Here is an 11,755-nt window from a genome sequence, read left to right as displayed (position 1 = left end):
GGATGTTCCCCATGACGATCCTTTCCGCCGATGAGGCGTTGTTCCGCATGTCCAGCACGTCCGACCGTGCCGCGTACGAGGTCGCTCTCGACCACCTGCGCGAGGCGTCCCGCACGTACTACGGCGCGGGCTACAGCCTCATGGACGACGTCACGTACGACCGGCTGCGGCTGGCCGTGAAGGCCTGGGAGGAGGCGCACCCCGACGCCGTCGTGCCGGACTCGCCCACCGACCAGGTCGCGGACGGCGCCGCCCCCACCGGCGACATCGCGCACACCACACGCCTCCTGAGCCTGGACAACGTCTTCGCGCCCGAGGAGCTCACGGCCTGGGGAGCGTCGCTCCGCCGCCGCCTGGGCCACGAGCCGACGGGAGGGTTCACTGTCGAACCGAAGATGGACGGCGCGGCCGTCGCCGCCCGCTACCGCGACGGACGACTGGTCCAGATCATCACCCGGGGCGACGGCGCCCGCGGCGAGGACGTCAGCCACGTCATCGGCACCGTCGTGGGCCTGCCCGAGCAGCTGCCCGTACCCGCCACCTTCGAGGCCCGTGGCGAAGTCCTCTTCACCCAGGAGCAGTTCGAGGAGGCCAACCAGGTGCGCACCGCGCACGGCGGCGCAGTCTTCGCGAACCCGCGCAACGGCGCGGCGGGCACCCTGCGGGCCAAGGACCGCCCCTACCGGCTGGCCATGACGTTCTGGGCGTACGGCGCGGTCGACCTCGACGGCGAGGCGTTCCTCCCCGCCGGGGCCACCCACGCCGAGACGCTGGCGGTGGTGGCGCGGGCCGGCGTCGGGACGACGGCGGACACCCCGGCCGGACTGCACGTGGTCGCGACCCTCGACGAGGCGCAGGAGAAGGTCGACGCGATCGCGGCGCTCCGCGCCGGACTGCCCTTCGGCATCGACGGCGTCGTCATCAAGGCCGACAGCGCCGACGAGCAGGCGGCGGTCGGCTCCGGCAGCCGCTTCCCGTACTGGGCCATCGCCTACAAGCTCCCGGCGGTCGAGCGGCAGACGGTGCTGAAGGACGTCATCTGGGACGTGGGCCGTACGGGCGTGCTCGCGCCCACCGCGATCCTCGACCCGGTGGAGCTCGACGGATCCACGGTCACCCGCGCGACCCTGCACAACCCGGCCGACATCCTGCGCCGCGACCTCCACCTCGGCGACACCGTCACCGTCCACAAGGCCGGCGACATCATCCCGCGCGTCGAGGCGGCCGTCGTCGAGCTCCGCCCGGCGGGCGCCACGCCGGTGCCCCTGCCCGAGCAGTGCCCGAACTGCGGCGGAGCCGTCGACAAGAGCCAGGAGCGGTGGCGCTGCGCCAAGGGCACCGCCTGCGCGCTCGCGCCGCTCATCGAGTACGTCGCCGGGCGCGACATCCTCGACATCGACGGCCTCGGCAGGAAGTACGTCGACGCGCTCATCGCCTCCGGAGACGTCCGCGACGTCGCCGACCTGTTCACCCTCACCGAGGAGCTGCTCACCGCCGCCTCCGGCAGCGCCAAGCGCGGCGCGAAGCTGGCCGAGCAGATCCGGCTCGCCAAGTCCCGTCCCCTCAGCCGCGTCTTCTGCGCGCTCGGCATCCCGGGCACCGGCCGCCGCATGTCCCGGCGCATCGCCGAGCACTTCGGCACGATGGAGGCCATCCGAGCGGCCGACGCGGACGTCCTGCAGGACGTCGAAGGCATCGGCCCGGAGAAGGCTCCCGTCATCGTCGAACAGGTCGCCGCACTCGCCCCGGTGATCGACAAGCTCATCGCGGCCGGCGTCGGCATGACCGAGCCGCGGCAGGAGACGTCCGAGGAAGCCGAGGACGGGCCGCTGACCGGCAGCACCGTCGTCGTGACGGGGAAGATGACCGGTCCGCTCGACGGCTGGGGACGCTCCGAGATGGGCGCGCTGATCGAGAAGGCGGGCGGGCGCCTGGGCAGCGGCGTCAACTCCAAGACCACGTACTTGGTCGCCGCGCCGTCCGCGAACGGCAAGCCGAGTTCGAAGGCCGTCAAGGCCGAGGAGCTCGGCGTGGAGGTCCTCACCCCGGAGGCCTTCGCCGCGCTCACGGCCGCCTATCTCGACTGAGCGGGGCGGGCGCTGGTTCCTTCGGCGTTCCGGCGTTCCGGCAGGTTGCGTCGGTCTCAATCTCGCTTGCGAACGCCCAGGTCAGGTAGGCAGGATGCCCCCATGAACGTGTACAGGGAAAGCGTCGTCGCCGAGGTGATCGAGCGAGAGCTGCAGCTGCTGAGTCCGGGCGTGCGGTCCTCCAGGGCATTGGCCGAGGAACTCCTCGATCCGGAGTTCGTGGAGGTCGGTGCCTCGGGGCGTAGATGGGACTACGAGTCGATGGTCGCGGCGCTGCCGGTCATGCAGGGTGCGGCCGACGACGGCCCGCGGTACGTGCCCACCGAGATGACCGGCACCGTGTTGGCGCCGGGCATCGTGCACCTGACGTTCGAGACCGTGATCGACGGCAGGCGAGCCCGCAGGAGCTCGATCTGGCGGAAGACGGACGACGACTCCGGGTGGCGGATGTACTACCACCAGGCCACGCCGGTCCCGGACGCGTGAGGCAGCAGGGCGGTAAGACAAGCAAGGCAGCAAGGCAGCAAGGCGGTATGACAAGCAAGGCAACAATGCAGCAAGGCGGTAAGGCAGTAGAGGCGATAGAGGCAGTGCGGCGGTAGTCAGGCGAGCTGGGCCGCCGCGCTCTCCAGGAGCATCTCCAGCGCCGTCGGGTAGGCGCTGTGGTTCATCCGGGCGGCCAGCAGACCCGCCGTGGCGGCGATGTTCGGGTGGGAGTCGGCCGACAGTCGGGCGTAGGTCGATTCCCACATGCGCTCGTCGGCCGCGCGGGCGGCCGCGGGCAGGGCCAGAGAGGCCGCGTCCAGGGCGGCGAAGGCGAGGCTCTGGTCGATGAAGGCGTGGTAGATCCGTACCGCGTCCGGATCGGGGAAGCCGGCGGTGCGCAGCACGGCGAGGATCGCCTCGTCCACCGCCGTCTCCTGGTCCCGCCCGGTGACACGGCTGGCGGTGAGCACGGCCGCCTGGGGATGCGCCAGATAGGCGCCGTGGATGCGCAGACCCAGGCGGCGCAGGTCGTCGCGCCAGTCGCCGCTGGGCGTCCAGCCGTCCAGGGCCCGCCCGATGAGCTCCGCGCCGATCGCCAGCGTCAGGTCGTCCATCCCGGCGAAGTACCGGTACAAGGTGCTGGGATCGGCGCCCAGCGCGAGCCCGAGACGCCGGGCCGTGAGCCCCTCGCCACCGTGCTCGGCCAGCATCCGCAGCGCCGTCTCCACGATCAGCCGCTCCGACAGCACCGCGCCGTTCTTCGTCGGCCGCCGCCGTCTGCGCGCCGACTCCGGCACCACCTGCTTCCCCATGGCCTGGCTCCTTCCCGCCGCTCGGGCACCTTATGCCAACGCCATGGACGTTAGCGAGGGCGCGGGGGTTTCATCGTCTCCACCAGAGGTCACCGCCTCGGAGAGGGAGATTCCTGTCATGCGTGTACTGCTCGTCGGCGCCGGTGGCGTGGGCACCGCGATCACCCGGATCGCGGCCCGCCGTCCGTTCTTCGACCACATGGTCGTCGCCGACTACGACCTCGCCCGCGCCGAGGCGGCCGTCGCCGCTCTGGGCGACGGCGAGACCAGGTTCAGCGCCTGCCGCACGGACGCCTCCGACGAGGACGCGGTCGCCGCACTCCTCACGGAGCAGCGCTGTGACGTCCTCCTCAACGCCACCGACCCGCGCTTCGTCCTGCCGCTGTTCCAGGCCGCCGCCGCGGCCGGCGCCCACTACCTGGACATGGCGATGTCGCTGTCGCGCCCGCACCCCGACCGCCCGTACGAGCTGTGCGGGGTCAAGCTGGGCGACGCCCAGTTCGAGCAGGCCGAGCGCTGGGAGAAGGCCGGTCTGCTCGCCCTGGTCGGCATGGGCGTCGAGCCCGGCATGTCCGACGTCTTCGCCCGCTACGCCGCGGACGAACTCTTCGACGAGATCGAGGAGATCGGCATCCGTGACGGTGCCGACCTGACGGTCGAGGGGTACGACTTCGCGCCGTCCTTCAACATCTGGACGACCATCGAGGAGTGCCTCAACCCTCCGGTCGTCTACGAGGCTGGGCGCGGCTGGTTCACCACCGAGCCGTTCAGCGAGCCCGAGGTCTTCGACTTCCCCGAGGGCATCGGCCCGGTGGAGTGCGTGAACGTCGAACACGAGGAGGTCCTGCTCGTACCGCGCTGGATCGACGCGGCGCGGGTCACGTTCAAGTACGGCCTCGGCGAGGACTTCATCGGCAAGCTCAAGACCCTGCGCGCGCTGGGCCTCGACAGCACCGCCCCCGTCACCGTGGCGACGAGCAGCGGCCCGGCGGAGGTCTCGCCCCGCGACGTCGTGGCGGCCGTCCTTCCGGACCCGGCGACCCTGGGCGACCGGATGACCGGCAAGACCTGCGCGGGCACGTGGGTCAAGGGCGTCAAGGACGGAGAGCCGCGCGAGGTCTACCTGTACCACGTGGTCGACAACGAGTGGTCGATGCGCGAGTACGGTTGCCAGGCCGTCGTCTGGCAGACCGCGATCAACCCGGTCGTCGCCCTGGAACTGCTGGCCACCGGGGCGTGGTCCGGGGCGGGTGTCCTCGGCCCCGAGGCCTTCGCCCCGCGCCCCTTCCTGGACCTGCTCACCGCGTACGGATCCCCCTGGGGCCGGCGCGAGCAGTGACCGCCGTCCGCTCGCGACGAGAGGGCGGCGCGGCCACGTCGGCCACGCCGCCCTCAGATGGAGGGAACATCCACCGGTACGCCTCCGTGCGCGGTGATCAGCCGGTGCGGCCGGGGACCTCGCCGGTCTTGTCCGTGACACCGCGGGACAGCACGGCGGTCGTGGCGGTGACCTGGCCGGACTTCGCCCACGGCCTGTCCTCGACCATGACGCCCCGCTCGCCGAGGAACTCCAGGGTGTTCCTGTCGAAGATCCACTCGGTCCGCTCACCGTTGTGGACACGGGCGACGGCGACACCGTGGCGACCGGCCGCGTCGACGGCGTCCTCGACGACCGTGACACCGGGGATCCCGGCCGCGGCCTTGTACAGCGCGGCACTCACCTTCGGCGCAGCGAGCTGCTCGCGCAGCAGTTCGCCGATCGTCACGAACGCCTGCTGATCCGGACCCTGCCCCTGGCCCCGCGTCTCGTCGTAGATCTTCTTGAGGAGCGTGTCGGGGTCGGTGGGCAACGACTCCAGGTAGCGGTATGTCTGGGGGCTGAGGTAGGACGCGGGCTTGCCGACGGTTTTGACGGGCCGGCCGCTCTTGTCGACGTCGTCGGCCAGCGGGATGTTCTTGCCCCGTTCGCGGAGGAGGCCGACCCTGCTTCCGTCGACCGACAGCCAGACCTTGCGGCTGTGAGGGGTGTCCAGCCGCAGGACGGTTTCGTCGACGCCCTGGCCGGACCAGGCGACGGTGCTGGCGACATAGATGAACTGGTTGTCTCGGGGGGCGGGCGCGGGCTTCGAGGCGGCGACGGTGGCGATGCGGTCCAGCAGCACCGCCGCCGGCGTCGCCTCCGCCGTCTTCCTGTCCGAGCCGGGGGCCACGGCGGCGTTCGTGCCGGCGCCGGGCCGCGGGTCGACCTGACCGCTCGTCGCCAGCGTGACGGCCAGGGCGCCTGCGGCGAGCGGGACGGCGGCAATGGTCAGTCGGCGGGCGTTGAAGCGGGGCTTGACGGCGGGGGCGGCGGGAGCGGTGTCCTGCCGGAACTCGCGCAGCAGCTGGTCCTTGAGGGCCTGGTGGTGGCGGCCGGGCCGGTCCCGCTCGGCAGGGACCGGCAACAGCCGGGCGAACTCCTCGCGTTCGGCCGGGGTGGGCCGGGACGGGGTGGTGCTCATCGGGCTTCCTCCTGGGTGGGCCGGACCGCGGGGACGCGGTCACCATCTATCTGTCCGCGGCCCGGATCCGAGTTCCCGTTCCCTGACGTGAGGTCGGTTCCGGCGTACTTGTGGAGCTTCTTGCGGGCACGGGACAGACGCGAGCGGACCGTGCCCACCGGGATGTCCAGCGCCTTGGCCGCGGCCGCGTAGTCCAGGTCCGACCAGACGCAGAGGGCGACCACCTCGCGCTCGGGACGCCGCAGCCGCGACAGCGCCGCCTGCAGCACCGCCACCCGGCCGGCGTCGTCGATCCGGCCGACCAGCTCCTCGGCGAAGTCGGGGAACACCTCCTCGCGGGGCAGGCGGTTCAGGGCAGCCTCGTGCCGCCGGGCGGCCCGGCGGGTGTTCCTCACGACGTTGGTGGCGATCCCGAGCAGCCAGGGCCGCAGGGACCCGCCGTCCGGCTCCACCGACGCCCGAAGCCTCCAGGCCTCCAGGAACGTCAGCGACAACACGTCCTCGGCCGCGGACCATTCCCCGGTCAGCCGGAAGGCGTGGTTGTGCACCGCCCGGGCGTAGTCGTCGAAGAGAGACCCGAACGCATCGGAGTCTCCCGCTCGTATTCGGGCACGCACACTCATCTCCATATCACCGGACTGTCCGACCGCCCCGAACGGGTTCCCGGAACGTGACGCACGCCACAACGATCTCGGTGTGTACGAGGGCGGCGACACCGACGCGGGTCCGGAGCCCGCGATGCCGGTCCCGGCGCGATGTCGGTCCGGGCCGACCGGCGCCGATCCGGAGCCGCAACGCCGAGGTGGCCTGCGGCGGCGACCCGGCCCGCGTCGGTCCGGCGTCAGAATCCGGCGGCCGCCGTGCGCACCGCGTCCGTGAGCGGCATGGCCGCACCCTCGTGGAACGCGGTGGTGTACGCCGCCTCGCCGAGCGCCGCCATGGCCACCGCGCCGATACGGCGTACGTCCGCGCCCTCGGCCTCCGGGAGCGGTGCCCCGACGCTCCGCCGGGCCGCGTCGGCCGCGCCGAGGAGCAGGGCGGCACGGGCGAGCTGCGGTGTGCCGCCGGCGGCCGCGGCGACGCCCGCGACGCCTTCGAGGGAGAGCGCGAGCGCCCGCGGGTCCGCCAGCAGCTCGGCGAACTCGAGACCGCGCGCCTCATACGCGGAGGCCTCCGCCACCCGGCCGCGGAGCGCGGCGACGAAGCCGAGCTCCACATGGATCAGGTGCTTGCCCGCGGTCGACGACGGGTACGCGTCGCGCATCGTCCGCAGGTGCCGCTCGGCGGCGTCGAGACCGTCCTCCCGCGCGGCCCTCAGGTCTCCGGCGGCGAAGGAGGTGTGGGAGCGCAGTGCCCGGGCCGCGGCGGTCCCCCATCGGTCGCCGGCTCCTGATCGCCCTGGGCCGTTCCTTCCTGGCCAATCCCGACCTGGTCGCCCGGGTGCGGGCCGGCGCCCCCCTCAACCCGATCCGGGACGCGCACCTGATGTACGTCGGCGGCGAGACGGGCTACACGGCTACCCGACGCTCGCCTGACCCCGCTCGCGCGGGCGGAGGCAGGACGACCACGAATGCCGCTGACCCCGTACCCCGTCCCCGACCCTCCGTCCCTTCGAACAAGGCCCGTTGATCCCCTCGCGTGTTACTTGCTGGTAGGCGATGATGGTGGGACAACCATTCGTACGGCCGGGGGCTGAGGTAGCGGTGACGACTTTCGAGGGACGGACCACGGTGCACGCCTTCCGAGACGACGCGCTGGGGGAGCACGACGCCGTCGGTCTCGCCGCCGCGATCCGGCGGGGCGAGGTCAGCGCGGCCGAGGTCGCCCGGGACGCGGCCGAACGGGTCCGGGCGGTCGATGCACTCCACGCGGTCCAGGCGCACGTCGCCGCTCCGGTGCCCGCCGCCTGGGCGGGCGGCGCCTTCGCCGGGGTGCCGACCTTCGTCAAGGACAACACCGACTACGTGGGACTGCCCACCGGTCACGGCAGCGCGGCCTTCACCCCGCGCGCCGCGCGCCGACACGCTCCCTTCACCCGGCAGTTCCTGAGCAGCGGCGTCACGGTGCTGGGCAAGACCCGGCTGCCCGAGTTCGGCTTCAGCCCGACCACGGAGTTCGAGGGCGCCGAGCCCGTGCGCAACCCGTGGAACACCGCGTACTCGGCGGGTGGTTCGTCCGGCGGCAGCGCGGCGCTCGTCGCCGCCGGGGCCGTGCCCATCGCCCACGCCAACGATGGCGGCGGTTCCATCCGCATTCCCGCCGCCTGCTGCGGACTCGTCGGTCTCAAGCCGACCCGCGGCAGGGTCGTCCCGAACGCCCAGAGTCGTCAACTGCCCCTGGACCTCGTCTCCGACGGCATCGTGAGCCGATCGGTACGGGACACCGCCGCCTTCCTCGCCGACACCGAGAGGTACTGGCGCAACCCGAAGCTGCCGCCCCTCGGCCTCGTCGAAGGCCCGTCGGAACGACGGCTGCGCATCGGGTTCCTGCGGGACTCGCCGAGCGGTGTCCCCTCCGACGCCGCCACACGACAGGCCGTCACGGACACCGTGGCGCGGCTCGAACGGCTCGGACACAGCGTGCAGCCGGTGGAGTTGGCCATCGATCCGCGCTTCACCGACGACTTCCTCACCTACTGGGGGCTGTTGTCGTTCCTCATCGGCACCTCGGGCCGGACCCTCGGCCGGGACTTCGACCGGAACCGCATGGACGGCCTCAGCCGCGGCCTGCGCGAGGAGTACCTGAAGAACTGGCGGGGCACTCCGGGCGTGGTGCGGAGGCTCAAGCGGACGAAGGAGGCGTACGCGGCCGGGTTCCGCGGACTCGACCTCGTCCTCTCCCCGGTGCTCGCCCACACGACGCCGCCGATCGGCCGTCTGAGCCCGGCCGTTCCCTACCCGACCCTGATCGAGCGGATCCTCGCGTACGTCGCGTTCACCCCCGTCGACAACGTCGTCGGCACGCCGTCGATCTCCCTGCCCTCCGCCGAGGCGACGGAGGACGGCCTGCCCATCGGCGTCATGTTCTCCGGCCGTCCCGGCAGTGAACGGACGTTGCTGGAAGTCGCGTTCGCCCTGGAAGCGGACCGGCCCTTCCGGCGCGTCCAGGACGCGTGACCCCGGGGGACCCCAGGCCTGTCCGACCCCGACGCGCCGGACGGGCTCCGGCCCGGAGGCGCCCGGATCGGCGACCGCCGCTTCTCCTGTCGGCGGGCCGCGACCACCGCGTCCTGTGGACCCCGCTCCACCACTTCTACGGCAGCACGGTCCCCCTCCGCTGCCTGCGTCTGTCGTGCAGTGCCGTCGACCCGGACGACGTGGACGAGGCCCTGGACCGCTTCGCCGCGTTCGTCGCGGCCCACGCCGAAGGGGCTGCACGGGCGGGGGACGGAGCGCGGGCGGTGGTTTTGGACGCAGAACCGCCCCGGTAGTACGGGGGAGTCCACCGGGGCGGTATGTCTGGCAGTGTAGAGGAAGGTCCGGTGGGAGCGGGGCGGATCAGCTCGGTGACGGCTGACAGCAGTGGGTCGTGAGCCGGGTCCGGGGGCGTACTCCCGCGCCCCGCCCGCTCCGCGTACCCCGGGCCGCTACTCGGCCCAGTACGCGGCCCGCACCTCTCCCTCCGCGAAGTCCCGGCGCGGCAGACGCAGGCCGAGGGACTCCTCCAAGGCGTGGAAGTACAGCTCGAACGTACTGGTCACCTCGGGGTGGTCCAGCTCGGCGCGACGCACGGCCCGGTTGAGGAAGTCCAGCTCGCCGCCGCGCCAGTAGGGGGCGCGGCCGCGCTCGTACCAGATCAGCTCCAGCAGGCCCCAGTCGTCGTCGACGCGGTGGCCGTCCCGCACGTAGTCGAAGGTGTAGATGGCCTTCGCGGCGGTGGCGGTCAGCCACACGCTCTCCCGGATCCCGAGCGCCGCGTACGCCTCCTTGTCAGCGAAGGCCCCCGGCGGCGTCTCGTGGTGCAGCAGGAACGTCCACTCGCCCGCCTGCCCGTAACAGCAGCTCTTCCACTGACGGTCCCAGTAGGCCCGGCCGTTGTCCTGGGCCTGGAGGTCCTTCAGACGCGTACCGGCCGAGACCTGCGCGGGATCGGCACCGTACAGCAGGGCCAGCCGCTCGGCGTCGACGGTGCGCCCCGGCTCCGCGCGGTAGAAGGCGAGCGTCGTGTACGGATCCTGATTCCGCCAGGACCCGGCTATCCAGGCGAGCCCCTCCAGCGGGTCGCGCCCGCACGCCTCGACCGTCCCCGTGCCGTCCAGACCGCCACTGCGGAACCGTCCGCCCCACACCGGATCGATCCGGTCCAGCGCGCCGGCCACCTCCTCGACGCTGCCGCCTTGCTTCCGCACCGCGGCCTCGGCGATGAGGTAGAGCGCCTGGTCGAGGTCACGGGTGGCGAAGACCTCCCGGTAGGGACCGTGATGGCCGTGCACCGTGCCGTCCTCGTCAAGGAGCAGGCACAGGCCTTCCTCCGGGTCCTCCTCGGCGCACTCCTCCAGCTCGTCCTCCGAGAACGCCACGGGCGGCAGCGCGACCTCGTCGAGCAGGGGGTGTCGCGAGGCCGTCAGCTGCCAGGCCTCGGCAAGTGTCCGCTTGGTGATCTTCATGGCGTCAATATAGAAGGCCGCACTGACAACCCGCCGAGCCCACGGGCGGGTTCAGTACCCCGCCGCTCAGAACCGCGTTCCGTACCTCTGGCCTCTACCCGGCCGTCCCCCGTAGGCTGCGTGATCCACATCGTTCGGGGGATCATGAACGTCACGCGCTGTCGCAGACCGTCGGCCTTCCTGCTGCTGACCGTGGGAGTCGTCCTCGGCGCCGCGGCCGTGGCCGGCCTCGAGTCGGGAGAGGACGGTGCGCTGATCCTGCTCGTCCGGCTCCGCGAGTACGTGCTTCTGCTGGGATGGCTGGCCCTGGCCGCACTGACCGGGGCGATCCTCCTGGGACCGGTGAAGTCCTCGCTGCGCGTGCCCCTGGTCACCATGCTGCTCGTCATCGGAGTCCCGACACTGCTCATCGGAGGCTGGGCCTCGGCCGTGTTCGGTGGCTCGGAGGAGACGCTGAGGACCGAGCCGGCCCCCGGCCGCGGTGACCGCCGACTGACGGTGACGACCGACAGAAGCTCCCTGGACCCGGTGTGGTGTGTCCACGTCCATCAGGGCGACCCGCCACGGGAACGCCGCTGGAGCGTCGGGTGCTTCAACGGCGACTCCGAGGACAACGTACTCAGCGAGGCCGTGTGGACGGCTCCCGACCGGATCCGCATGACCACCGCGGGAGGCGTGGCCCACCACGTCACCATCGCCCAGGACGGACGACCCGACCGGGTGGTGTCCGTCGGCTAGACTAGTGCTCTGACCGGGAACGTTGGCCGGATGGGTGCGCTACCGGCGGGCGATGATGCTGCCGGCCTCGGCCGGCGGGAACCGGGTGCTGGTGATCGCGAAGATGGTGCAGGCCGACGAGGACACCATCCGGGACGTGATCCACCGGTTCAACGAGATCGGTCTGGTGCGCTACTTCCATGGCTGCTACTCGATCGGCGACGGCAAGCTGTGGGGCGTCAACCGCCGCAAGAAGGGTGCCGCGAACACCCTGGCCGCACTGAAGTCGATCCGCGCGGCCCGCCCGGACGGCGCGGAGATCTAACGTCATCCTGGACAACCTCTCCGTCCACAGGGGCGACACCATCCGGCGCTGGGCGAGAAGAACCGGGTCGAGCTGTGCTTCACCCCCACCTACCTGCGCTGGCGCAACCAGAACGCCCGCCACCCCGACGTGCTGGCCGCCCAACGCCGCGAACGGGCACGGATCCGCAGCGAGAAGGGCCTCCGCTGGGGCGTACGCCCACTCGCCGCGGCGGCCTGACT

10 protein-coding genes and 2 pseudogenes are annotated in these 11,755 nt (G+C 72.0%); 7 read left to right on the top strand and 5 right to left on the bottom strand.

Annotated elements, in window-relative coordinates; all coding sequences use genetic code 11:
• Positions 1–11 precede the first annotated feature (11 nt).
• Together ligA and ACWFR1_RS23820 are read left to right on the top strand one after the other, a co-directional pair.
• The gene (gene ligA, locus ACWFR1_RS23825; protein WP_453554274.1) at positions 12–2,087 is read left to right on the top strand and encodes an NAD-dependent DNA ligase LigA; all 2,076 of its coding nucleotides are present in this window, start codon (positions 12–14) and stop codon (positions 2,085–2,087) included.
• Between the two features lie 102 nt (positions 2,088–2,189).
• Positions 2,190–2,573 (top strand): nuclear transport factor 2 family protein, encoded by a 384-nt coding sequence (locus ACWFR1_RS23820; protein ID WP_453554272.1) that lies wholly within the window; start codon positions 2,190–2,192, stop codon positions 2,571–2,573.
• A gap of 116 nt (positions 2,574–2,689) precedes the next feature.
• Here ACWFR1_RS23820 and ACWFR1_RS23815 read toward each other — a convergent pair whose 3' ends face one another.
• Positions 2,690–3,385: a TetR/AcrR family transcriptional regulator gene (locus ACWFR1_RS23815; RefSeq protein ID WP_453554270.1), complete on the bottom strand. Its 696-nt coding sequence runs from the start codon at positions 3,383–3,385 to the stop codon at positions 2,690–2,692.
• A 118-nt stretch (positions 3,386–3,503) separates the two neighbouring features.
• Here ACWFR1_RS23815 and ACWFR1_RS23810 point away from each other — a divergent pair, with 118 nt between their 5' ends.
• A complete protein-coding gene (locus ACWFR1_RS23810) occupies positions 3,504–4,724 on the top strand; it encodes a saccharopine dehydrogenase family protein (protein WP_453554268.1) in 1,221 nt (406 codons plus the stop codon).
• Between the two features lie 97 nt (positions 4,725–4,821).
• Here ACWFR1_RS23810 and ACWFR1_RS23805 read toward each other — a convergent pair whose 3' ends face one another.
• The 3 genes from ACWFR1_RS23805 to ACWFR1_RS23795 all read right to left on the bottom strand — a co-directional run bounded on the left by ACWFR1_RS23805 (position 4,822) and on the right by ACWFR1_RS23795 (position 7,150).
• Positions 4,822–5,886 (bottom strand): CU044_5270 family protein, encoded by a 1,065-nt coding sequence (locus ACWFR1_RS23805; protein ID WP_453554266.1) that lies wholly within the window; start codon positions 5,884–5,886, stop codon positions 4,822–4,824.
• Entirely contained in the window at positions 5,883–6,509 is a 627-nt protein-coding gene (locus ACWFR1_RS23800; RefSeq protein ID WP_453554356.1) for an RNA polymerase sigma factor, read from the bottom strand. Before ACWFR1_RS23800 ends, ACWFR1_RS23805 begins: the two co-directional genes overlap by 4 nt.
• A 218-nt stretch (positions 6,510–6,727) precedes the next feature.
• The gene (locus tag ACWFR1_RS23795; RefSeq protein ID WP_453554264.1) at positions 6,728–7,150 is read right to left on the bottom strand and encodes a hypothetical protein; all 423 of its coding nucleotides are present in this window, start codon (positions 7,148–7,150) and stop codon (positions 6,728–6,730) included.
• Positions 7,151–7,275: 125 nt separating this feature from the next.
• Here ACWFR1_RS23795 and ACWFR1_RS23790 point away from each other — a divergent pair.
• Positions 7,276–7,515, top strand: a pseudogene (locus ACWFR1_RS23790) (hypothetical protein); the annotation flags it as partial.
• 74 nt (positions 7,516–7,589) lie between these two features.
• Positions 7,590–9,002: an amidase gene (locus ACWFR1_RS23785; RefSeq protein WP_453554262.1), complete on the top strand. Its 1,413-nt coding sequence runs from the start codon at positions 7,590–7,592 to the stop codon at positions 9,000–9,002.
• A gap of 470 nt (positions 9,003–9,472) precedes the next feature.
• On the opposite strand, the gene ACWFR1_RS23780 is transcribed toward ACWFR1_RS23785, so the two are convergent.
• Positions 9,473–10,492: a hypothetical protein gene (locus tag ACWFR1_RS23780; protein WP_453554261.1), complete on the bottom strand. Its 1,020-nt coding sequence runs from the start codon at positions 10,490–10,492 to the stop codon at positions 9,473–9,475.
• A gap of 144 nt (positions 10,493–10,636) precedes the next feature.
• Between ACWFR1_RS23780 and ACWFR1_RS23775 the strand changes: the two genes are divergently transcribed.
• Both ACWFR1_RS23775 and ACWFR1_RS23770 read left to right on the top strand, forming a co-directional pair.
• Complete coding sequence (locus ACWFR1_RS23775; protein WP_453554259.1) at positions 10,637–11,230, top strand: hypothetical protein; 594 nt, start codon at positions 10,637–10,639, stop codon at positions 11,228–11,230.
• Between the two features lie 52 nt (positions 11,231–11,282).
• Positions 11,283–11,753 (top strand): annotated as a pseudogene (locus ACWFR1_RS23770) (transposase).
• The last annotated feature ends 2 nt before the right edge of the window (positions 11,754–11,755 follow it).

This window comes from Streptomyces sp. NPDC055103, assembly GCF_053607625.1.
The sequence above is the reverse complement of the archived record's forward strand: the minus strand, read 5'-3'. Positions and strand labels throughout refer to the sequence as shown.